This window comes from Pseudonocardia sp. UM4_GMWB1 (assembly GCF_017312155.1).
Classification (GTDB): domain Bacteria; phylum Actinomycetota; class Actinomycetes; order Mycobacteriales; family Pseudonocardiaceae; genus Pseudonocardia; species Pseudonocardia alni.
In genome coordinates, this window is the sequence record NZ_QJPN01000001.1 from 5,607,513 (window position 1) to 5,629,482 (window position 21,970).

At 74.3% G+C, this 21,970-nt stretch carries 20 protein-coding genes and 1 tRNA gene; 8 read left to right on the forward strand and 13 right to left on the reverse strand.

The features are described 5' to 3' along the window. Positions 1 to 48: 48 nt before the first annotated feature. The 5 genes from DMP15_RS26370 to metG form a co-directional block, all read right to left on the reverse strand. The gene (locus DMP15_RS26370) at positions 49 to 1,569 is read right to left on the reverse strand and encodes a DHA2 family efflux MFS transporter permease subunit (protein ID WP_304580198.1); all 1,521 of its coding nucleotides are present in this window, start codon (positions 1,567 to 1,569) and stop codon (positions 49 to 51) included. Between the two features lie 34 nt (positions 1,570 to 1,603). Then, the gene (rsmA, locus tag DMP15_RS26375) at positions 1,604 to 2,476 is read right to left on the reverse strand and encodes a 16S rRNA (adenine(1518)-N(6)/adenine(1519)-N(6))-dimethyltransferase RsmA (RefSeq protein ID WP_217266935.1); all 873 of its coding nucleotides are present in this window, start codon (positions 2,474 to 2,476) and stop codon (positions 1,604 to 1,606) included. 127 nt (positions 2,477 to 2,603) lie between these two features. Next, positions 2,604 to 3,515 (reverse strand): resuscitation-promoting factor, encoded by a 912-nt coding sequence (locus DMP15_RS26380; protein ID WP_073577617.1) that lies wholly within the window; start codon positions 3,513 to 3,515, stop codon positions 2,604 to 2,606. 265 nt (positions 3,516 to 3,780) lie between these two features. Beyond that, entirely contained in the window at positions 3,781 to 4,614 is an 834-nt protein-coding gene (locus tag DMP15_RS26385; RefSeq protein ID WP_073577616.1) for a TatD family hydrolase, read from the reverse strand. Further along, entirely contained in the window at positions 4,611 to 6,401 is a 1,791-nt protein-coding gene (metG, locus tag DMP15_RS26390) for a methionine--tRNA ligase (RefSeq protein ID WP_073577615.1), read from the reverse strand. Before metG ends, DMP15_RS26385 begins: the two co-directional genes overlap by 4 nt. Before the next feature lie 113 nt (positions 6,402 to 6,514). Here metG and DMP15_RS26395 point away from each other — a divergent pair, with 113 nt between their 5' ends. Next, on the forward strand, positions 6,515 to 7,078 hold the full coding sequence (locus tag DMP15_RS26395; RefSeq protein ID WP_073577614.1) for a TetR/AcrR family transcriptional regulator: 564 nt from the start codon (positions 6,515 to 6,517) through the stop codon (positions 7,076 to 7,078). 10 nt (positions 7,079 to 7,088) lie between these two features. Here the strand turns inward: DMP15_RS26395 and DMP15_RS26400 are convergent, their stop codons facing one another. Both DMP15_RS26400 and zwf read right to left on the reverse strand, forming a co-directional pair. Next, complete coding sequence (locus tag DMP15_RS26400; RefSeq protein ID WP_179761087.1) at positions 7,089 to 8,918, reverse strand: glycoside hydrolase family 15 protein; 1,830 nt, start codon at positions 8,916 to 8,918, stop codon at positions 7,089 to 7,091. Further along, a complete protein-coding gene (zwf, locus tag DMP15_RS26405; RefSeq protein ID WP_179761088.1) occupies positions 8,915 to 10,324 on the reverse strand; it encodes a glucose-6-phosphate dehydrogenase in 1,410 nt (469 codons plus the stop codon). Before zwf ends, DMP15_RS26400 begins: the two co-directional genes overlap by 4 nt. 95 nt (positions 10,325 to 10,419) lie before the next feature. Between zwf and DMP15_RS26410 the strand changes: the two genes are divergently transcribed. Next, complete coding sequence (locus DMP15_RS26410; RefSeq protein ID WP_073577611.1) at positions 10,420 to 10,902, forward strand: cation:proton antiporter regulatory subunit; 483 nt, start codon at positions 10,420 to 10,422, stop codon at positions 10,900 to 10,902. A gap of 16 nt (positions 10,903 to 10,918) precedes the next feature. Beyond that, on the forward strand, positions 10,919 to 12,094 hold the full coding sequence (locus tag DMP15_RS26415) for a cation:proton antiporter domain-containing protein (RefSeq protein ID WP_161152873.1): 1,176 nt from the start codon (positions 10,919 to 10,921) through the stop codon (positions 12,092 to 12,094). A gap of 13 nt (positions 12,095 to 12,107) precedes the next feature. Here DMP15_RS26415 and rsmI read toward each other — a convergent pair whose 3' ends face one another. Beyond that, positions 12,108 to 12,983: a 16S rRNA (cytidine(1402)-2'-O)-methyltransferase gene (gene rsmI / locus DMP15_RS26420; protein ID WP_337826609.1), complete on the reverse strand. Its 876-nt coding sequence runs from the start codon at positions 12,981 to 12,983 to the stop codon at positions 12,108 to 12,110. A 25-nt stretch (positions 12,984 to 13,008) separates the two neighbouring features. Here rsmI and DMP15_RS26425 point away from each other — a divergent pair, with 25 nt between their 5' ends. From DMP15_RS26425 to DMP15_RS26435, 3 genes are all read left to right on the forward strand, one after another. After that, complete coding sequence (locus DMP15_RS26425) at positions 13,009 to 14,604, forward strand: dolichyl-phosphate-mannose--protein mannosyltransferase (RefSeq protein ID WP_083659017.1); 1,596 nt, start codon at positions 13,009 to 13,011, stop codon at positions 14,602 to 14,604. A 61-nt stretch (positions 14,605 to 14,665) separates the two neighbouring features. Further along, positions 14,666 to 15,232, forward strand: a complete 567-nt coding sequence (locus DMP15_RS26430; RefSeq protein WP_073577606.1) for a copper resistance CopC family protein — start codon at positions 14,666 to 14,668, stop codon at positions 15,230 to 15,232. Beyond that, complete coding sequence (locus DMP15_RS26435) at positions 15,163 to 16,206, forward strand: CopD family protein (protein ID WP_073577605.1); 1,044 nt, start codon at positions 15,163 to 15,165, stop codon at positions 16,204 to 16,206. Before DMP15_RS26430 ends, DMP15_RS26435 begins: the two co-directional genes overlap by 70 nt. A 107-nt stretch (positions 16,207 to 16,313) precedes the next feature. Here the strand turns inward: DMP15_RS26435 and DMP15_RS26440 are convergent, their stop codons facing one another. Further along, positions 16,314 to 17,273, reverse strand: coding sequence for a helix-turn-helix domain-containing protein (locus DMP15_RS26440; RefSeq protein WP_073577604.1), 960 nt, complete (start codon positions 17,271 to 17,273; stop codon positions 16,314 to 16,316). Positions 17,274 to 17,436: 163 nt separating this feature from the next. On the opposite strand from DMP15_RS26440, the gene DMP15_RS26445 reads away from it, so the two are divergent. Continuing rightward, positions 17,437 to 17,703, forward strand: a complete 267-nt coding sequence (locus tag DMP15_RS26445; RefSeq protein WP_337826610.1) for a hypothetical protein — start codon at positions 17,437 to 17,439, stop codon at positions 17,701 to 17,703. A gap of 4 nt (positions 17,704 to 17,707) precedes the next feature. On the opposite strand, the gene DMP15_RS26450 is transcribed toward DMP15_RS26445, so the two are convergent. Genes DMP15_RS26450 through DMP15_RS26460 form a run of 3 tightly spaced genes read right to left on the reverse strand, consistent with a single transcriptional unit; the run spans position 17,708 to position 20,780 of the window. Beyond that, positions 17,708 to 18,010 (reverse strand): AtuA-related protein, encoded by a 303-nt coding sequence (locus DMP15_RS26450; RefSeq protein ID WP_073577602.1) that lies wholly within the window; start codon positions 18,008 to 18,010, stop codon positions 17,708 to 17,710. Next, positions 18,010 to 19,344 carry an acyclic terpene utilization AtuA family protein gene (locus DMP15_RS26455; RefSeq protein ID WP_073577601.1) on the reverse strand — a complete coding sequence of 445 codons (1,335 nt, stop codon included), beginning with the start codon at positions 19,342 to 19,344 and terminating at the stop codon, positions 18,010 to 18,012. Before DMP15_RS26455 ends, DMP15_RS26450 begins: the two co-directional genes overlap by 1 nt. Further along, entirely contained in the window at positions 19,341 to 20,780 is a 1,440-nt protein-coding gene (locus tag DMP15_RS26460; protein ID WP_073577600.1) for a CitMHS family transporter, read from the reverse strand. The genes DMP15_RS26455 and DMP15_RS26460 overlap by 4 nt, the downstream gene beginning before the upstream one ends. Positions 20,781 to 20,863: 83 nt before the next feature. Here DMP15_RS26460 and DMP15_RS26465 point away from each other — a divergent pair, with 83 nt between their 5' ends. Then, positions 20,864 to 21,799 (forward strand): LysR family transcriptional regulator, encoded by a 936-nt coding sequence (locus tag DMP15_RS26465; RefSeq protein ID WP_253068819.1) that lies wholly within the window; start codon positions 20,864 to 20,866, stop codon positions 21,797 to 21,799. A gap of 62 nt (positions 21,800 to 21,861) precedes the next feature. Here the strand turns inward: DMP15_RS26465 and DMP15_RS26470 are convergent. Next, positions 21,862 to 21,937 (reverse strand) — tRNA-Ala (locus DMP15_RS26470). Positions 21,938 to 21,970: the final 33 nt, after the last annotated feature.

The following is a 21,970-nucleotide window of genomic DNA, read 5'->3' on the forward strand; positions in this document are numbered from 1 at the left end:
ACCGCCGACGCCCGCTCCCGGAGGAGGCGTCCGCTCCCGGAGGAGGAGCTACCGGGTGAGTGACTCCGCGGAGCCGGTGCGCTCCGCGGCCGCGCGGCGTTCGACCAGGTGGCGCGGCGTCGCGAAGCAGGCGACGGCCACGAACCCGATCACCAGCACGACCGCGGGCAGCAGCATCGACTGGGCCATCGCCGTCGCGAAGGGGTCGCGGAGCACCTCGGGCAGCGGGCCGCCGGTCGCGGCGACCTCCGGGGAGCCGCCGATCGCCGACGCGCCCGGGACGAGCGCGGCGATCCGCGACTCCATGAGCACCGCGATGCCCGCACTGCCGAGCACCGCGCCGACCTGACGGGTCGTGTTGTAGACACCCGACCCGGATCCGGCCTGGTCCATCGGCAGGTTACGGGTGGCGCTGGTGGAGATCGGCGCCCAGACGCAGGAGTTGGAGATGCCGAGCAGGGTGAGCGGCAGCAGCAGCTGCCAGACCGGGGTGTCCGGGCCCATCACCCACGCCAGCCAGGCCAGCGCGATGACGAACGTCGACATCCCGAAGCCGCCGATCAGCCGCGGGTGGACGCGGTCGGTCAGCCGACCGGTGTACGGCGCGAGCGCGCCGGAGAAGATCGCCAGTGGCGCGAGCAGCAGCGCGGCCTGGGTCGGGGTGAAGCCGCGCACGCTCTGCGCGTAGATCATCAGCGGGAAGCCCTGCGCGGTGATCGCGAAGCCGACGGTGCAGATCGCGATGTTGGCCAGCGAGAAGTTGCGGTCCCGGAACAGGCGCAGCGTGACCAGCGGCTCGCTGGTGGTGACCCGCTGCCACCACACGAACGCGACCAGCACGACGACGCCGCTGCCGATCAGCGCCCAGATCCCCGCACTCCAGCCGAACTTCTGGCCCTCCTGGATACCGAAGACCAGCAGGAACATGCCCGCGGCGGACAGCACCACACCGACGACGTCGAACCGGCGGCGCGAGGTCTCGAGCGAGGGCACCAGCCGCCAGGCGGCGACGAAGGCGATCACCCCGACCGGGACGTTCACGAAGAAGATCCACTCCCAGCCGAGGCCGCCGACGAGGAGCCCGCCGACGATCGGCCCGGTGAGCGTCGCGACGCCGGCGACGGCGCCCCACAGGCTCATCGCGCGACCGCGCTGGGCCGCCGGGAAGGTCCGGGTGATGACGGCCATGGTCTGCGGCGTCATCATCGCGGCGCCGAAACCCTGGGCGACCCGCGCGACGATCAGGGCGCCGACGGTCGTCGTGAGCCCGCACCACAGCGAGGCCAGGGTGAACACCGCGAGCCCGCACAGGTAGACGCGCTTGGGCCCGAACCGGTCCCCCAGCCGCCCGGTGACCAGCAGCGGGACGACGTAGGCGAGCAGATAGGCGCTGGTCACCCAGACCACGGAGTTGACGTCGGCGTCCAGCGCGGTCAGGAGCGCGGGCGTCGCGACGGTGACGATGGTGGCGTCGACCAGGATCATGAAGAACCCGATCACCAGCGCCCACAGCGCGGGCCACGGGTTCGTCCCGTCGGCGCTGACCACCTGTTCCCTCGACCGCGTCACCACGCCATCATGCGCTGCCCCCGGCACGGTCCGGTCAGGCGGGAGGGTGCCCAGCGGGGCGGTTCCGGGCGATCCGGGCGAAGTCGGACACCGCCAGGGTCTCGGCGCGGGCAGTGGGGTCGACCCCCGCGGCGCGCAGGGCCTGTTCGGCCGCCGCGGCCGAGCCGGCCCAGCCCGACAGCGCTCCCCGCAGCACCTTGCGGCGCTGGGCGAAGGCCGCGTCGACGACCGCGAAGGTCGCCGCCCGGTCGGCGTCGGCGGGCGGGTCGTGCCGGGTGAAGGCCAGCAGCCCGGAGTCGACGCCGGGGACCGGCCAGAACACCGCGCGCGGCACCGGCCCGGCCCGGCGGGCGGCGGCGTACCAGGCGAGCTTGGCGCTGGGGGCGCCGTACTCGCGCGAGCCGGGTCCGGCGGCGAGCCGGTCGGCGACCTCGGCCTGCACCATGACCAGCCCGGTCCGCAGCGACGGCAGCTCGGCGAGCAGATGCAGGATCACCGGCACCGCGACGTTGTAGGGCAGGTTCGCGACGATCGCGGTGGGCGGCGCCGCACCGGGCCCGGCGTCGGCCGCGAGCCGGTCCGCGCCGACCCGCATGGCGTCGGCCCCGGTCACGGTGAGGCGACCGGCCAGCTCGGGGGCGCGCTCGGCGACGGTGTCGGGGAGCAGCCCGGCCAGCACCGGGTCGATCTCGACGACGTGCACCCGGGCCGCGACCGGCAGCAGCGCCAGGGTGAGCGAGCCGAGACCGGGGCCGACCTCGAGGACGACGTCGTCGCCGTCGACGCCGGCCGACTTCACGATCCGGCGGACGGTGTTGGCGTCGTGGACGAAGTTCTGGCCGAGCTTCTTGGTGGGGCGCAGACCGAGCCGCTCGGCCAGCACCCGGACGTCGGCCGGGCCCAGCAGGCGGGCGGTGGCGGTGGTCCGGCTCCGGTCGCCGTCGGCGTCGATGCTCCGGCTCCGGCCGCCGTCGGTCCCGTGGTCGCTCACGGCACCATTCTCGCCGGGCACCCCGGGCGGGGTGCGTGCGGGATCAGCTCAGGCCGAGCTTGGAGGAGCAGGACGGCCAGGCGCTGTAGCCGCCGCGGTCGTCCTTGACCTTCTCCGCGACCGCGATCTGCTCCTCGCGGGAGGCCTGGTCCGCGGTCGGGGCGTACTGCCCGCCGCCGTAGGCCTGCCAGGTCTGCTTGTTGAACTGCAGCCCGCCCTGGTAGCCGTTGCCGGTGTTGATCGCCCAGTTGCCGCCGGACTCGCACTTGGCCAGCTTGTCCCAGGTCCCGCCGTTCGAGACCGCGGGCGCCGAGGACTTCGCCTTCGCGGCGGCCTTCTCGACGGTCTCCTCGACCTTCTTCTTGGTGCCGACCTTGACCACGCGCGGCATGGCAGGGGTGTCCTGACCGGCGCCGACGCGCTCGCGGGCGATCTCGCGGCCCTGGTCGTAGGTGACCCGCCAGATGATGCTGCGGGCGCCCTCACGGCCCGGGTCGACGACGGTTCGGGTGCCCTCGTCGAGCGACGGGTCCTGCACCTCCTGCTCCGGCGCCGGGAGCTTCTGCGACTCGACGATCTGGGCGTTCACGATGTCCGAGCCGGTGGTCGGGGCGGCGACCGGGGCGAACGACGCGGGCGAGGAGGGCCGGTCGAGGTTCATCGACGCCGTGCCGAGGTCGGTGGCGTTCGCGGCGAGCCCGGCCTGGAGCTCCTGGGCGGGCTGCTCGGCCGGGGCGGTGAGCACCGCGGCGGCGAGGCCGCCGGTCGGGACCGAGAACAGCGCGGCCGCAGCGGCCGTCCGGACCCCGGCCCGGGAGCGGGCACCGGCGGTGCGGTGACGGCCCTCGTAGGTGACGTACCCGGCCTCGTCGCCGGCGAGACCGGCGGGCGCGATGACGGGGAGCGGTCGCGTGAGCTCGTCGTCGGCGAGCGGTGCGGCGTGACGCGAAGACATGACTTCCCGGGGGCTCGGCTGTCCGGGGAGGGGCCATGACCTGCGGGAACGACGACCGGCGCGGTGCCGGGGAGCGGAACCGTCGCTGGGGAGCGGACCGGTCGTCGTCCCGCGGGTCGGGGGAGCGACCCCGTCCCGGCGGGTACGACGAGGGACGTTAGCGGACCGTGACCCGGCGCAGCGTTTCCGACGCGCGCGTGGCGACGAGCGGACTGTGATCGACGGTGAGTGACGACTACCCCGCCATTCGTCACGGCGGACGGCGTCAATCGGTTGTGCGCAGCCGGAAGATCCGTTCGGCGTTGCGGCGGGCCGTCTCGGCGACCAGGGCCTCGGACTCCCCGCGGGTCGCGGCGATCCCCCGCACGGTCCACGGCAGCACGTAGGGCTCGTTGGCCCGGCCGCGGTGCGGGTGCGGGGTGAGGAACGGCGCGTCGGTCTCCACGAGGTACTGCCCGGCGGGCACCAGTGCCGCGGCGGCCCGCAGCTCGTGGTTGTTCTTGAAGGTGACGGGCCCGGCGAAGGACAGGACGTACCCGGCGTCGGCGCACTCCCGGGCCATCGCGGCGTCGCCGGAGAAGCAGTGGAAGACCACGGTGTCCGGGGCGCCCTCCTCGCGGAGGATGCGCAGGACGTCGTCGTGGGCGTCCCGGTCGTGGATCATCAGCGGCTTGCCGGTGCGCTTGGCCAGCCCGATGTGCCAGCGGAACGCATCCTGCTGCGCGGCGGGCGGGCTGTGGTCCCAGTAGTAGTCCAGGCCGGTCTCGCCGATCGACACGACGCGGTCGTCGACGGCCAGCCGCTCGATCTCGGCGAGGTCGGCGGCCGGTACCCGTGCCGTCCGGGTGGGGTGCAGCGCGACGGCCGCCCACACCCGGTCGTCGGCGTGCGCGGCGCGGACGGCGAACCGCGCGCCGTCGAGGTCGTCGGCGATGGTGACCGCGCCGACGACGCCGACCGCCGCCGCCCGGTCCATCGCGGCGACGACGTCGGCGTCGGTCTCGCAGCCGCACGCGTCGAGGTGGGTGTGGCTGTCGATCGTCGGCGCGGCGAGCGGCTCCGGCGGCTCGGGACGCGGCCGGCGGCCGTGTCCGCTCACTTCCGGACCGGGGCCCACTCCGGCCCGGTCTCCCCCAGCTCGGGCGCGAGCTTGGCGATGATCGGCGACGGCTTGGCCAGCGGGCGCCCCACCTCGATCGGCGTCGACCCCCAGTGGGCCTGCTCGGCGGCGTAGTCGCCGGTGAGGACCGGGTAGGCGGGGCCGTCGCCGAGGTCGTCGACGGTCGTCTTCTCCGGCTGCGCGGCCCACACCCCGGTGCCGCCGAGCGCCTCGTGCACCTTCTGCGCGGCGTGCGGCAGGAACGGGGTCAGCAGGGTGTTGGCGTCCTGCACGACCTGCAGCGCGGTGTGCAGGATCGTGTCCCGGCGCTCCGGGTCGTCCTTGCGCTTCCACGGCTCCTGGTCGGACAGGTACCGGTTCGCGGCGGTGACCACGCGCATCGCCTCACCCGCGGCCTGCTTGAACCGGTTCCGCGCGAGCAGCCCGCCGACGGTGTCGAACCCGGCCCGCGAGTACGCGAGCAGCTCGGCGTCGGCCTGCTGCGGCGCCGTCGGCGTGGGGACCGCGCCCACGTTCTTGTGGGCCATCGAGATGGACCGGTTGACCAGGTTGCCCCACTCGTTGGCCAGCTCGAAGTTCACCCGGCGGACGAACTCGTCCCAGGTGAAGTCGACGTCCTGGTTCTCCGGCCCGGCGACGGCGATGTGGTAGCGCAGCGCGTCCGGCCCGAACTCGCGCAGGAAGTCGCCGACGTAGATGACGGTGCCGCGGCTGGTCGAGAACTTCGACCCGCTCATGGTCAGGTACTCCGAGGACACGACCTCGCTGGGCAGGTCGAGCGTCCCGTACGGCCCGGGCTCGCCGCCGCGGTCGCCCGCGCCGTTCTGCCCGAGCAGGATCGCCGGCCACATCACCGAGTGGAAGGTGATGTTGTCCTTGCCCATGAAGTAGAAGGCCTCGGCGGCCGGGTCGGTCCACCACTGCTTCCACGCGTCCGGGTCCGGGCCGCGGCGGGCCCACTCCACCGAGGCGGACAGGTAGCCGATGACGGCGTCGAACCAGACGTAGATCTTCTTGAGCGGGTTGTCCGACCAGACGTCGAGCGGGACGGGCACGCCCCACTCCAGGTCGCGGGTGATGGCGCGCGGCTTGAGGTTCTCCACCAGGTTGGCGGAGAACTTGAGCACGTTGGGGCGCCAGTCGGTGCGGGTCGACAGCCAGCTGCCGAGCGCCTCGGAGAAGGCGGGCAGGTCGAGGAAGAAGTGCTCGGTCTCGACGAACTTTGGCGTCTCCCCGTTGATCCGCGAGCGCGGGTTCTTGAGGTCGGCCGGGTCGAGCTGGTTGCCGCAGTTGTCGCACTGGTCGCCGCGGGCGCCGTCGTAGCCGCAGATCGGGCAGGTGCCCTCGATGTAGCGGTCGGGCAGGGTGCGGCCGGTGGACGGGCTGATCGCGCCCAGCTGCGTCTTCGGGACGACGTAGCCGTTCTTGTACAGCGCGGTGAACATGTCCTGCACGACGCGGTAGTGGTTCGACGTCGTGGTCCGGGTGAACAGGTCGTAGCTCAGCCCGAGACCCTGCAGGTCGTCGGTGATCACGCCGTTGTACTTGTCGGCGAGCTGGCGCGGGGTCAGCCCCTCGGCGTCGGCCTGGACCTGGATCGGGGTGCCGTGCTCGTCGGTGCCGGACACCATCAGCACCCGGTCCCCCGCCATCCGCCGGTACCGGGCGAACACGTCGGAGGGCACACCGAAGCCGGACACGTGGCCGATGTGCCGGGGGCCGTTGGCGTAGGGCCACGCCACGGCGGTCAGCACGGCTTTGCTCATGCCCTCCAGCGTATTCACCGTCGCCATCACGTTCCGCGGCGGCACATCACCAAAGATGGGGATAGCTCCCGGAGATGGGTGTCGTTCCCCCTAGAGGTGCCATAGTGGCGCGCATGGACCGGGGTGAACGGGACCGCGAGGCCCTCCTCGACGCGGCCCTGCAGCAGTGGGCCGACGGCGGCTGGTCCGCCGTCGACCCCCGTTCGGCCGCGGAACAGGCCGGGCTGCCCGCCTCCGCCGCGGCGGAGTTCGCCTCGGGCGTGGAGCTCGGGTGCGCGGTGTTCGACCACGTCGTCGACGAGCGTGCCGCCGCCACGATGGCCGCGGTGCAGTCGGCGGCCCCGAACCCGGCCGCCCAGATCAGGGCCGCCCTCACCGCGTGGTTCGACGACGTCGACCGCGACCCGCGCCGGGTCGTGGCGCTGGTCGACGCGGTCGGCTGTCCTGCGCTGCTCGCGCGCCGGCGCAGCGCCAACCGCGGCTTCGCCGAGCTCATGGTCGGTAGCGCCGCCGACTCCCGGATCGAGCCCGACGACCTGCGCGTCGCCGGGCACTTCTGTCTCGGCGGGATGGGTGAGATCGTGCTGGCCTGGCTGGACCCGGAGAGCCCCGTCACCCGGGAGCAGGCCCTGGAGCACGGGGTCCGGCTCTACGAGTCCTGCCTGTTCACCCACTGAGCGGCCCCCCTCATCCCAGCGCCCGGTCCAGGTTGATCGCGGAGCTGATCAGCGACAGGTGGGTGAAGGCCTGCGGGAAGTTGCCCAGCTGCTCCCCGGTCAGGCCGATCTCCTCGGCGTAGAGGCCCAGGTGGTTGCCGTAGGAGAACATCTTCTCCAGCGCGATCCGGGCCTGTTCCAGGCGTCCGGCCCTGGTCATCGCCTCGACGTTCCAGAACGAGCACATCGAGAACGTGCCCTCCTCGCCGTCGAGACCGTCCGGCGAGTCCTCGACGTCGTAGCGGAACACCAGGGTGTCGACGACGAGGTCGTCGTTGATCGCGTCCAGGGTCGCCAGGAACCGCGGCTCGGTGGGCGCGCAGAACTTCACCATCGGCATGAGCAGCACCGAGGCGTCCAGCGTGGTCGCGCCGTAGCGCTGCACGAACGACCCGCGCGGCCCCACGTCGGGGTTCCAGCCGCGGTCCATGATCTGGTGGTAGATCTCGTCGCGGGTGGTGGTCCAGGCCCCGACGTCGCCGGGCAGGCCGCGCCGGCGCGCCATCCGGATCATCCGCTCGACCGCGACCCAGCACATGAGCCGGGAGAACACGTGGTCCTGGCGGCCCGCACGGGTCTCCCAGATGCCCTCGTCCGGGGAGTCCCAGTGCTCGCGCAGCCAGTCGAGGATCGTGCAGAGGTTCGTCCAGTCCTCGTGGCCGACGCCGTCGCCGTACTTGTCGTACAGGTAGACCGAGTCGATGATCTCGCCGTAGATGTCGAGCTGGAGCTGCGCCGACGCCCCGTTCCCGGCCAGCACCGGGCGCGAGCCGCGGTAGCCGTCGAGGTGGTCGAGCTCGACCTCGTCGGGGGTCTCGTCGCCGTCGATCGTGTACATGACGCGCAGCGGGCCCTGGTCCCCGTCGCGGGTGCTCCCGAACCGGCCCGACAGCCAGCCGATGAACGCGCCCGCCTCCTCGGTGAACCCGAGCCGCAGCAGCGCGTAGAGGGTGAACGCGGCGTCGCGCATCCAGACGTAGCGGTAGTCCCAGTTCCGCTCGCCGCCCAGCTGCTCGGGCAGCCCCATCGTCGGCGACGCGATCACCGCGCCGGTCGGCTCGTGGGTGAGCAGCTTGAGGGTGAGCGCAGAGCGGTGCACACGCTCACGCCACCGCCCGGTGTACGACGAGTGCGCCAGCCAGTCCTTCCAGAACGAGACGGTCCCGGTGAACAGGGCCTCCGCGGCGTCGTCGCAGGCGGTCGGCTCCCCGGTCGCGTCCACCTCCAGCACGAACACCTCGGTGCGCCCCTCGGCGGTGCGGAACTCCGCGCCCGCGGCGTGGTCGGTGATCTCCAGCTCCACCGACGACGTCAGGTCCAGGGTGACGCCGCTGCCGGTGAAGCGGATGCCGGCGCCCGCGCTCTCGACCTTCGGGGTCTCCCGGGCGTAGTCGGGTCGCGGGACCACCTCGACGGTCATCGGCACCGACCCGCGGACCCCGGTCACCCGGCGGACGAGCCGCTGGCGGTGGTCGGGGTCGTGCGGGCGCAGCACCACCATGAGGTCCTGCACCTCGACGATGCCGTCGGCGGTGAGGAATCGGGTGATGAGGATGTTGGAGTCGGGGTAGTAGAACTGCTGCTGGCTGGCGAGCTCGGTCTCGTCGACGCACGGCGCGAGCCGCCAGTGCCCGCCGCGGTCGGTGTCGAGCAGCGAGGCGAACACGCTGGGCGCGTCGAACCGGCCCGGGCAGAACCAGTCGACGGTGCCGTCGGTGCCGACGAGCGCCGCGGAGCGCAGGTCGCCGATGATCCCGTGCTCGGCGATCGGGAGGTAGCGCTCGCTGCGCGAGGGGCTCACTCCGGCACCCGCCAGCCGCGCGGGCCGGGCAGGTCGAGCGCGTCCTGCGGGCCCCAGGACCCGTCGGAGTAGGTCTGCGTCCGCGGCGGGTCGGCGAGCACCGGGTCGCACAGCTCCCAGAGCCGCTCGACCTCCTCGGTCGTGGTGAACAGCGTGCGGTCCCCCTTCATGACGTCCAGGAGCAGCCGCTCGTAGGCCTCCAGCGCGTCGTCGGGGTCACCGACACTGTCGAGGTCCAGCCGCATCCGGCCGCGGCCGACCCTCAGCTCCGGGCCGGGGACCTTCGCCCGGACGTCGAGCTCGGCCGACACCTGGTCGGCCAGCTCGATCACGAGCTCGGTGGGCGGCCCGTCGTGGGCATCGCCCGTGAACGACCCGCCCGGGAACATGGTCAGCGCCGGCTCGTCGAAGCCGATCGTCACGGTGCGCCGGGTCGCGCCCATCGCCTTGCCGGTGCGCAGGAAGAACGGGACGCCGAACCAGCGCCAGTTGTCGACGTAGGTCTCCAGCGCGACGAACGTCTCGGACTCCGAGTCGTCGGCGACGCCCTCCTCGTCGCGGTAGGAGGCGTACTGGCCGAACACCACCCGCGACGGGTCGAGCGGGCGGATCGATCCGAACACCTTCGCCTTCTCCGCGTGCAGCGCGTCCGGCGCGATCTCGTACGGCGGCTCCAGCGCGACGAACCCGAGGATCTGGAACAGGTGGGTGGAGATCATGTCGCGGAACGTGCCGGTGGACTCCATGAACGACGCCCGGCCCTCGATCCCGATCTCCTCGGGGACGTCGATCTGCACGTAGCGGATGTTCTGCCGGTTCCACACCGGCTCGAACAGGCCGTTGGCGAAGCGCAGCGCGAGGATGTTCTGCACCGACTCCTTGCCGAGGAAGTGGTCGATGCGGAAGATGTCGGCCTCGTCGTAGACGTCCTTCAGGCCCGCGTTCAGCTCCTTCGCGGACTCCAGGTCGGTGCCGAACGGCTTCTCCAGCACCAGCCGGGAGCGCTCGGCGATGCCGGTCTCCCCCAGCATCGCGACCATCGGGGTCATCGCGGTCGGCGGCACGGAGAGGTAGACGAGCCGGCGCACGTCGCCGGAGCCGAGGTCCTTCTCCGCGCGCTGCACCGCGTCGGCGAGGTCGGCGCCGTCGTCGGCGTCGGAGACGACGAAGCTCAGGCGCGGCGCGAAGTCGTCCCAGCCGGTGTCGTCGGACAGCGCCTCGCGGATGCGGTCGCGGAACTCCTCGTCGGAGCCGGGCGAGTGCCGGCCGGACCCGATCACCCGGAAGTCCTCGGGGAGCAGCCCCTCGTTCTGCAGGTGGAGCAGCCCCGGGAAGAGCTTGCGCTTCGCCAGGTCGCCGGTGGCGCCGAACAGCACGATCACGTGCGGGGGCAGGTCCGAAGGCATGACTCCCGGCTACCCCCGGGCGGCCCCGGTCATTCGGCGGCGCCGGTCACGAGCGTGTTTCCGACGGCCGGTGTGCGCGGCGTACCGTTGCGGGGGTGAACGTCGACGTGACGCCGCTGCCCGGGATCGGGGTGCGGAAGGAGATCGAGCTGCGCAGCGGCCGCCGGGTCGGGGTCATCGCGCACCGCGACGGGAAGATCGACCTGATCCTCTCCCGTGCCGACGACCCGGACGCCTGCGTCGCGGAGCTGCCGCTGACCACCGAGGAGGCGGGCGCCCTGGCGAACCTGCTCGGCGCCCCGCAGCTGGTCAACCAGCTGAAGGACGAGCACGCGGACCTCCCGGGCATCACCACCCGCAAGATGCCGATCAAGCTCAACAGCCCGTTCGACGGCCGCCCGCTCGGCGACACCGCGCTGCGCACCCGCACCCAGGTGTCGGTGGTCGCGATCATGCGCGCGGGCCAGGTGATCCCGTCACCGACGCCGGACCACGTGCTGGCCGCGGGGGACATCGTGATCGCCGTCGGGACGGCCGAGAAGCTGGAGCAGGCCGCCGACATCCTCGCGCGCGGCTGAGGCCGCCCCGGTAGTCGTGGACCACACCGCACTCGAACTGCTCGAACTCGGCGCCGTCTTCTTCGGGCTCGGCCTGCTCGGCAGGCTCGCCCAGCGGATCGGCCTGTCCCCCATCCCGCTCTACCTGCTCGGCGGCCTCGCATTCGGCGCGGGCGGCGTCATCCCGCTGGGCGACATCGGCGACTTCACCTCGCTGGCCGGCGAGGTCGGCGTCGTCCTGCTGCTCCTGCTGCTCGGGCTCGAGTACTCCGCGGTCGAGCTCGTCACCGGCCTGAAACGGTCGTGGACCGCCGGGATCGTCGACATCGTGCTCAACGCCGCGCCCGGCGTCGCCGTCGCGCTGATCCTGGGCTGGGGCACGGTCGGGGCGATGGTGCTGGGCGGGGTCACCTACATCTCCTCCTCCGGGATCGTCGCGAAGGTGCTGTCGGACCTGGGCCGGCTCGGCAACCGGGAGACGCCGGTGGTGCTGTCGGTGCTGGTCTTCGAGGACCTGGTGATGGCGCTCTACCTGCCGATCCTCACGGCGCTGCTGCTCGGCGTGACGCTGTGGGGCGGGATCAGTGCGGTCGCGGTGTCGCTCGCGGTGATCTCGGTGGTGCTGGTCGTGGCCCTGCGCTACGGCCGCTACGTCTCGGCCGTCGTCGACTCCGACGACCGCGAGGTGTTCCTGCTCAAGGTGCTCGGCGCCGCGCTGCTGGTCGCCGGGTTCGCCCAGGCCATGCAGGTGTCCGCCGCGGTGGGCGCGTTCCTGCTGGGCATCGCGATCTCCGGCTCGACCGCGGAGAACGCGACGAAGCTGCTGGAGCCGCTGCGGGACCTGTTCGCCGCGGTGTTCTTCGTGGTGTTCGGCCTCTCGACCGACCCGCGGGCCATCCCGCCGGTGCTCGGCTGGGCGCTCGTGCTCGCCGTGTCGACGGCCGCGACCAAGTACGCGACGGGCTGGTGGGCGGCGAAGCGCGCACGGATCGGGCGGATGGGCCGGGCCCGCGCCGGGGCCGCGCTGATCGCCCGCGGGGAGTTCTCGATCGTCATCGCCGGGCTGGCCGTCGGCTACGCCGCCGTGCCCGCCGAGCTGTCCGCGCTGGCCACGGCCTACGTGCTGATCATGGCGGTGCTCGGCCCGATCGCCGCCCGCTACGTCGAGCCCGTCATGCGGGCGATCCCGACCCGCACCCCCGCGACGGCCTGACCCGCCCGCCGAGTCAGTCCCGGGCGGCGAGGGTCGCGTTGTAGAGGTCCCGCTTCGGCACGCCCGCGGCCTCGGCGACGGCGGCGACGGCGTCCTTGAGACGCTCGCCGTCGTCGGTGCGCTCCCGGACGGCGTCGACCAGCGACTCCACCGGCGGCGCCTCCCGGACCTCGGCGCCGGCCAGCACCACGGTCACCTCGCCGAGCACGTCGCCGGAGGTGGCCCAGGTGTGCAGCTCGGCCAGGGTGCCGCGCACGACCTGCTCGTGGGTCTTGGTCAGCTCCCGGCACACCGCGGCACGGCGGGACTCCCCCAGCACCGCGACGGCGTCGGCGAGGGTGTCCGCGGTCCGGCGCGGCGACTCGAAGAACACCACGGCGCGGCGCTCGTCGCGCAGGGTCCCCAGCCACCGGCGGCGCTCGCCGGAGCGGCGCGGCGGGAAGCCGTCGAAGCAGAACCGCTCGCACGGCAGGCCGGACAGGACCAGCGCCGTGGTCACCGCGGACGGGCCGGGCGCGCAGGTGACCGGGAGGTCCTCCGCGGCGGCCGCGGCGACGAGCCGGTAGCCCGGGTCGGACACCGCGGGCATCCCGGCGTCGGAGACGACCAGCACGGTCGCGCCGTCGCGGACCGCGGCCAGCAGGCCGGGGAGCCGCTCGGCCTCGACCGCGTCGTAGTGGCTGACGATCCGGCCCGTGTACGTGACCGGCAGCGCCGCGGCGAGGGTGCGGAACCGGCGGGTGTCCTCGGCGGCGATCACGTCGGCGGTGGCGATGAGCTCCCGCAGTCGCGGCGAGGCGTCCCGCGGGTCGCCCAGCGGGGTCGCGGCCAGCACCAGGCGTCCGGTGGACCGGGCCGTGTCGGGCGTGGAGTCGGGGGCGGGAGTCACACGGACCAGCCTACGATCGGCGGCGATGGCCTCCACGACCGCCGACGCCGGGAGCCGGGTCGCCGGGGCGGCCCCGGAACCCGGGCTGACCCCGCGCGGCACCCCGCCCCCGCTGCGCCGCGCCGATCCCGGCCCGGCCGCCCGGCTCGGGGCGCCGCCGCCGTCGGACCGGCTGCGCGGGTGGCTGGTGACCGCGGGCGTCGTGCTCGTCGCGGCGCTGCTGCGGTTCTACGACCTGGGCGAGCCGACCGACCGCGGCACGCCGGTCTTCGACGAGAAGCACTACGTCCCCCAGGCCTGGGACATGGTCCGCAACGGCGGGGTGGAGTCCAACCCCGGCTACGAGAAGATCGTCCACCCGCCGCTGGCGAAACAGCTGATCGCGCTGGGCCAGATGGTGTTCGGCTACGACGGTGTCGGCTGGCGGGTCTCGGCCGCGCTGGCCGGGGTGCTCACGGTGCTGCTGGTGGTGCGGGCCGGGCGTCGGCTGACCCGCTCGACCGCACTGGGCGGGCTGGCGGGGCTGCTGCTGTGCGCGGACGGGCTGTCGCACGTGCAGTCTCGGATGGGGATGCTCGACGTCTTCTCCGCGCTGTTCGTGGTGGCCGCGTTCGCCGCGCTGCTCGCCGACCGCGACGACGTCCGCTCCCGGATGGCACGGGTCGTCGCGCAGGGGCGGGTCGGCGACACCGTCTGGGGCCCGCGGTGGGGGGTGCGCTGGTGGCGCCTCGCCGCGGGCGTCTCACTCGGCCTGGCCGGCGCGGTGAAGTGGAACGGCGCCTACTACGTCGCCGCGTTCGGGGTGCTCTGCGTGCTGTGGGACGTGTCGGTGCGCCGCCGCGCCGGCGTCACCCGGCCGTGGGTGGGCACGATGGTCCGCGACGTCGCCCCCGCGCTGTGGGCGCTCGCGCTGGTCCCGGTGCTGACCTACGTCGGGTCCTGGTGGGCGTGGTTCGGCAGCGAGACCGGCATCGACCGGCACCAGGTCGGCCGGGAGATCGGCACCGGCGGCGCGTTCGCCTGGCTGCCCGACGCACTGCGCTCGCTCTGGTACTACCACGGCCAGGCCCTCGCCTTCCACGAGAACCTGACGACCCAGTCGGCGGGCGCGCACCCGTGGGAGTCCAAGCCCTGGACCTGGCCGATGGGGCTGCGGCCGATGCTCTACCGCTACGCCGACGACGCCACCGGCTGCGGAGAGACCGAGTGCGTCTCGGCGGTCATGCTCATCGGAACGCCCGCGCTGTGGTGGCCGGCGATCCCGGTGCTGCTCTGGGGTCTGTGGCGGGCCGTGACCCGGGTGGACTGGCGCTGGACGGCGGTGCTCATCGGCTACGGCGCGGGCTTCCTGCCGTGGTTCCTCAACCTCGACCGGCAGATGTACTTCTTCTACATGATGCCGGTGGTGCCGTTCCTCGTGCTGGGCGTCGTGCTGGCGATGGGGCAGATGCTGGGCCACTCCCGGATGAGCGCGCGACGGCGACGGAACGGGTTGCTCGTGGTCGCGACGTGGGTGGCGCTGATCGGGGTCAACTTCGTCTGGCTGTGGCCGATCCTGGTCGGCGACCCGATCACCACGGCGCACTGGCAGGCCGAGCTGTGGCTGCCGTCGTGGCGCTGAGACGTTGCTCCGTCCGGGTGAGGCACGGAACCGCGGAGGCAGCGGCGACGACGACTCCGGCGTGAGCCCCGTTCTCCGCCGCCTCGCGGTCGCCCTCCCCGCCGTACTGCTCGCCCTGGTCGCCGGGGCCGCCCCGGCCTGGGCGCACACCGAGCTCGAGTCCAGCTCGCCCGCCGCGAACTCGCAGGTGGGCACCGCGCCGACGTCGGTGTCGCTGACCTTCTCCGAAGAGATCGCGGCCGCCGACGCGACGGTCTCGGTGACCGGCCCGGACGGCACCGACCACGCGGCGGGCTCCGCCACCGGCGAGGGCGCCACCCTCACCGTCCCGCTGCGCCCGCTCGGCGCGGCTGGTACGTACACGGTCACCTACCGGGTGGTCTCCGACGACGGCCACCCCGTCTCGGGCACGGTGCCGTTCACCCTGACCTCCCCCGGCCCCGGCGCGGCCGCTACGACCCCCGCACCCGCCGCCGCAGCCCCGACGGCCGCCGCGCCGGAGACCGCGCCGCAGACCATCCCCGCCGCAGCCGACGACGGCGGCGCCCCGGTCTGGCCGTGGGTGGTGCTCGCCGTCGTCGTGATCGGGGCCGGGGCCGTGTTCGCGCTGCGCCGGTCGCGGGCCTGACCATCGACGGGACCTCCCCCGGCGGCGGCGTCCTCCGCGACCCGGTCCGCGAGCCCGCGCCCGCGGTCGCCGGGTGGGTCGCCGTGCTGGTGGGGGCCGCGGTCGTCGTCGCCGGGGTCACCGGTGGCATCGGGCCGGACGGCGTCGCGCTCGACCTGGCCCGGACGGTCGTGCGGGCCGCGGCGGACCTGGCCGCGGTGGTCGCGGCGGGTGCGGCGCTGGTCGCGCTGCTCGCACCCGACCGGGTTCCCGGCGCCGACCGGGTCCTGACGACCGTCGCGCCGCTCTGGCTCGGGGTGCTGCTGGTCGAGACGTTCGTCCGGGGCGCGGTCGTGTCCGGGCGCGGGCTCGCCGACGTGCGCGGCCCGGACCTGCTGGGTTTCCTGGCCGGTCCGCGTGCCGGGACCGGCCAGCTGGTGGCGCTGGCCGCGGTGCTCGCGCTGATCGGCGTCGCCGGGTCGCGGCCGGCCCGGCCGGGCGCCGGTCCGGGGCCCGCGGTGCTGGCGCTGATGGTGGTCGTCGTCGCGGCGGCGGCGCCCGCGGCGACCGGGCACACCGCGGCGTCGACGGTCGCGGCGTACGCGGTGCCGGCGGTCGTCGCCCACGTCGCGGCGGCGCTGCTGTGGGTGGGCGGGCTCGGCGCGCTGCTGGTCACCGCCCGCGACGCCGACGTGCGCACCGTCGCGGTGCCCCGGTTCTCCCGGCTCGCGCTCGCCGCCGTCGTCGTGCTGGGGGTGACCGGGCTGCTCGCCGCCACCGCGCGGCTGACCTCACCCACCGACCTGGTCACGACGGCCTACGGCGCGGTCGTCCTCACCAAGGTCGTGCTGCTGGCCTGCGCCGCCGCGCTGGGCGGCGCGACGCGGGCCCGGCTGCGCGCCGGGCGGCTGCCGGTGCTGGTGTGGGCGGCGGTGGAGGTCCTCGTGCTGGTCGCGGCGACCGGGGTCGCCGCGACCCTGACCCACACCGCCTGATCGACGCCGTCATCTGCTGCTCGGTCGCGCCGTTGGCGAACAGCACGTCGCGGTCGAGCAGGTCCAGCCGCTCCTCGCTCACGTCGCCGGAGTGCTCCTGCGTGGCATCAGCCGCAGGCCGGGAGTCCGAGACCACCACGGGACCCCGGCTCCAGGTACACCTCCGAGAGGTAGCCGGAGCGCCCGTCCGGCCAGGTCACGCGGTACCAGAGCGCGGACTCGACCCGGTGCGGGTTGTGCGCGGCGGGCGAGTCGAGGTTGTGGTTCCACATCCGCTCACCGACGACCGTGCAGGTGGCGGGCAGCATCGCCCCGCTGACGACGTCGGTGCCGACCTCCTTGCAGCCCCGGGAACCGCAGAACGCGATCGCCCGTGACGAGAGGTAGGCGGGCCCGGAGTCCTCGACGAGGTCCTCCGCGCCGAGCGCGACCTTGTTCTGCACCGTGACGACGGCCGTCCCCGCCGACGCCGCGGCCGGCGCTCCGAGGGTCCGGGCGGCGAGCCAGCCGGCGCCGCCCGCGACCAGGGCCGTGGCCAGGACGGCGACGACCACCGCCCGCGCCGTACGTCTCGCGTCCTCCGTGCCCATCGGTTCCGTCCCCCCGGCAGCCACGCTCGTCGGTTCCGTCCCCCCGGCGGCCACGCTCGTCGGTTCCGTTCCCCCGGCGGCCGCGGGAGGCACCGCCCCGCCCGTTCCCGGGGTCTCCGTCGCAGCCCGGGCCGCATGTGCCCCCATCGCCGGTGCTGCGACGTCCGCGGAGCCGGTCGCCGAGAGCCTCGCCGGAGCCGTGGTGGGCGACGCGGGGGCCGCGGCCAGCGCCGCGTGCCGGCGCGCCCACTCCCGCACCTCCGGCGCGGGTACTCCCACGGCGGCGAGCACCGTCGTCACCAGGTCGCCGCGGGGCAGGCGGGGTCCCGTGCGGGCGTTGCCGATCGCACTCTTGCTCCAGTTCGAGCGTTCGGCGGCCTCACGGACGGACACGCCGCGGGCGTCGAGCACCGCGGCGAAGTCACTGCAGAACAGGTCCGGGGAGTCGGGGCGACGACCGTCGGAGGTTTCGGTCACCCGGCGATTATCGGATCGGCGATCACGATGGGCCACAGACGACGGGCGGCACCGCACGAACATCGTCACGATTGACGAGAATCTTTGCGATATCCCGGCACATCCGCAGCGACCACAACCCGTGGCGGCGGCCGCGTCCGCAGCGCCCGCGATCGTGGCCCACGTGGCCGCCGCACTGCTGTGGGTCGGCGGACTCCGGGCTGATCGCCGCGACCGCTCGGCTCGGGTCACCGTCGGGGTGGTGACGACCGCCTACGGCGGCCTGGTGCCGGCGAAGACGGTGCTGCCGGCCGGGGCCGCCGCGCTGGGCGGGGCCACCCGGGCCCGGCTGCGGGCGGGCCGGGTGCCGGTCCTGGGCCGGGCGACGGTGGAGGTGCTGCTGCCGGCCGCCGCGACCGGGACGGCCGCCACGCTGACCCACACCGCCTGACCCCTCACCCGAGCTCGGCCCCGGCCAGGTGCGAGGACAGGGTCTTGCCGTGGCCGTCGAGGGTCAGCGACCCGGTGACGCCCCCGGCCAGCACGCCGGGGACCCGGAAGACCAGTGCGGGCAGACCGGGGACCTCGTGCCGGTCCACCGGGCCGGTCACCGCGGGGCCGAACCGGGCGCGGACGACGTCGGCGGTCAGCCGCGAGCGCAGCACCTCCCAGGCGGCGTCGTCGCGCGGCACGACGACCAGCATGAGCGTGTCACCCTTGTCGCCGGCCCGGACGTCGGCCAGGTCGTCGACGCGCATCAGCGCACCTCCTCGACGTCGACACGGGGCCGCACGAGGTCCCGGTCGAGCAGGCAGGACCGCACGACGACCTGTTCGGTCACCGCGGACCGTGCTCCTCCGCCGGCCGCGGGCCCGTTGGTGTAGAGCGACTCGACCTCCCACCCGACGAGCCCCGCCCTCTCCCGGTCGGGCGCACGGGCCGCGACGCGCAGCCGCACCTCCACCGGGTCGCCGGGCCCCGCGAGCCCGCGGTGCGCGGCGCCCGCCCCGAGGTACTCGACCTCCACGTCGCCGTCGTCGAATCCGTGCACCTCGCGCAGGCGTTCCCGCACGACGTCACCGGCCAGCCGGGCCCGGTCCAGGCACCGCGGACCGGCATAGCTGATCTGGCCATCGCCCACCCAGCCGCCGCGGTAGCCGAGCGTCACCTTCAGCCGGTCCGGCCGGGCCCGCCCGGACGCCCCCGACACCCGTACCCGGTCCGGGCCGGTCTCGTCGAACACGACCCCGGAGAAGTCCGCGACGACGTCCGGGGTGACGTAGGACGACGGGTCGTCGACCTCGTAGAGCAGCTGCTCGGTGCAGGTGCGCCGGTCGAGCCGGCCACCGTCGCGGGGGAGCTTCCCCAGCACGACCCCGCCGTCGCGGCCGACGTCGGCGAAGGGGAACCCCAGCCGCGCCAGGCCCGGCACCGGCTTGGTCGGCGGGTCGGCGAAGTAGCCGCCGGTGAGCTGCCCGGCGCACTCCAGCAGGTGGCCGACCACGGTGCCGGTGGCGGTGGCGGCGGGGTCGCCGGCATCCCAGCCGAGGCTGTGGCGCAGCGTCCCCAGGTAGAGCGAGGGGTCGGCCACCCGCCCGGTCACGACGAGGTCCGCCCCCGCCCCGAGCGCCTCGGTGACCGGCTCGGCGCCGAGGTAGGCGTGCGCGGAGACCGGCACGGGCCCGTCCGAAACCGGCCGCCCGGTGCCGTCGACGAACGGGTCCGCCGCGAGCACCGCGTCCAGCACGTCGTCGCCGGTCACGACGCCGACCCGCACCGGCCCGCAGCCGGTCCGCCGGACGACACCGGCGGCGACGCGGGCGGCCGCCACCGGGTGCGCGGCACCGGAGTTGGTGACGATCCCGGTCCCCCGCGAGCGGGCGGCGGGCAGGACCGCGTGCAGCCGCGCGGCCAGCAGCGGGTCGTACCCGCTGTCCGGGTCGGTCAGGCGGCGCAGCGTGCCCGCGGCGACCGTCCGCTCGCCGAGGCACTCGAAGACGATGTGGTCGAGGTCCCCGTGCTCGACCAGGCGCACCGCGGGGTCGATGCGGTCCCCGGCGAAGCCCGCGCCGGCGCCGATCCGCGTCCTCATGCGAGCGCCACCGCCCCGGTCAGCAGAGCGACCGCGAGCATGACGAGGCTGATCAGCCACGCCCAGCCGAACAGCGCGCGGATGTGCCGGCCGATGTCGACCCCCGCCAGGCCGACGAGCAGGTAGAACGAGCCCGTCATCGGGCTGATCGGGAAGCCCACGGTCTCCTGCCCGACGATGGACGCGCGGGCGAGGTCCGCGGCCGCGACGCCGAACTCGGCGCCGACCCCGGTCAGGACCGGGAGCACGCCGAAGTAGTAGGCGTCCGGGCCGAACAGCAGGCTCAGCGGAACCCCGAGGACGCCGACGACCAGCGGGAGCGCGCCACCGAGCCCGGTGGGCACGGCGCCCGCGACGGCCGCGGCCATGCCGTCGATCATGCCGGTTCCCTCCAGGACGCCCAGGAACGCCCCGGCCGCCAGCAGGGTGGAGGCCATCAGCATGGCGCCGCGGGCCTGGGCGTTGATCCGCTCGGTCTGCTCCTCCAGCCCCGGGAAGTTGACCACCAGGGCGAGGATCGCCGCGCACAGGAACACCGCCTCGGGCGGGGCGAGCCCGCTCACCAGGGCCGCCACCGTGAGCACGGTCAGCGCGACGTTCACCGCCGTCCGGACCGGCCCGACCGGCGCGGCCGGGGCCTCACCCGCCGGGCCGGGCCGCCCGGCGGAGTCCGGGTCACCAGCCGTGTGACCGGCCGTGTCACCCGTGGCATCGCCCCCGGCGTCCCCGGTCCCGGCGCCGCCCGGCCCCGCCTCCGGGCCGATGGCGGTCGCGGCGGGGACCCGCTCCGCCACGACGGCCGCACCGACCGCCTCACGCACCGGCTCGCGACGACCCTCGCGGCGGCCGAGGAACCAGGCGATCAGCAGCGCGGCCACCATCCCGGCGAGCTGGGCCGGGATCAGCGGGACCCACAGCGCGTTGGCGTCCACGCCCGCCGTCGTCGCGGCGCGTGCCGTCGGGCCGCCCCACGGCAGCAGGTTCATCACCCCGGCGCCCATGCCGACGCACACGGTCAGCGTCACCCGGCTCATCCCGAGCCGGTCGAACAGCGGCAGCATCGCCGGGATAGTGATGAGGAAGGTCGTGGCACCGGCCCCGTCGAGGTGGGCGGCCATCGCGAGCGCGGTGGTCGCCAGGCACACCGTCGTCGGGGCGTTGCCGGCCAGGGCCACGAGCCGGCGGACGACCGGGTCGAACAGACCGGCGTCGCGCATGACGCCGAAGAACACGATCGCGAAGACGAACATCGTGGTCACCCCGACGACGCCGGAGAGTCCGTCGGAGACGAACGACCCGATGTCGGCGGGGCCGAAACCGCCGATCAGAGCGGTCACCACCGGAACCCCGGCGAGCGCCACCACCGCCGACACCCGTCGGGTCAGCAGCAGGGTCAGGATGAGCCCGATCGTCACGAAGCCCAGGACAGTCACCATCGTCGGTCCTCTCTGGCGGAGCCGGGCCACTGTGACGGGCGCGACACCTGACTGTCCAACATCGATTCGCGATACATTGATGCGTGGCACGCATCGATCTGGACATCCGGCAGCTCCGCGCCGTGCTCGCCGTCGCCGACGCCGGGGGCTTCTCGGGAGCGGCGGCACGGGCAGGGGTCGCCCAGTCCTCGCTGTCCCGCACGGTGCAGGAGGTGGAACGGAGGGTCGGTGTGGCCCTGTTCCGGCGGACCACCCGGGAGGTGGCGGCGACGGTGGAGGGCCGGGCCTTCGTCGAGCTCGCGCGGCACGTCGTCGGCACCCACGACACGGCCATGGCCCACTTGGCCGGCTACGTCGCCGGGGTCCAGGGGCACGTGTCGGTGGCCGCGCTGCCCTCGCTGGCCGCCGGACTGCTGCCCGCCGCGCTCGCGCGCTACCGCCGGACCCGGCCGGAGGTGTCGGTCGAGGTCCTCGACGGGCTGTCCGAGGAGGTCCGCGGCCGGGTCGGCGACGGCAGCGTCGACCTCGGCCTGACCGTGGGGCGGGAGCTGCCGGCGGGTCTGCACGCGACCCCGCTGGTCCACGACACGTTCCACCTCGTCGTCCCGGTCACCGACCCGCTCGCCCGCGAGGACGCGGTGCCCTGGACGGCGCTGGAGGGCCGGCCGTTCGTCGTCTTCGACCCGAGCAGCAGCATCCGCGCCGACACCGACCGGGTGCTGGCCGCGGTGGGGGTCCGGACCGGACCGGTGGTGCAGGCCCGCAACATCCTGGCCGTCGGCGGGCTGGTCGCGGCCGGTCTCGGCGTGACCGCCGTCCCCGCGCTGGTGCTGCCCCTGATCGCCTTCGCCGGGCTGGCCGGTGTCCCCCTGCGGGCACCGCGGGTGCAGCGCGACATCTGCATGATCCACGACCCGCGTCGCCCGCTGTCCCCCGCGGCGCGGGGGCTGGTCGAGCTGCTGACCGACGGCGGGGAACTCGACCTCCCGCCGGGCGCCGAGCGAGCCGGTGACGGCTGACCGCGGCGCCGACACCCGCCACGCCCGGCACGTCGCCGGACCCGTCGGGTCCGGCCGTGTGGTGGTGGAGCTGAGGGGAATCGAACCCCTGACCTTCTCGATGCGAACGAGACGCGCTACCAACTGCGCTACAGCCCCAGGTGTCTCAGGCCCGCCCTCGCGGGCTGACCT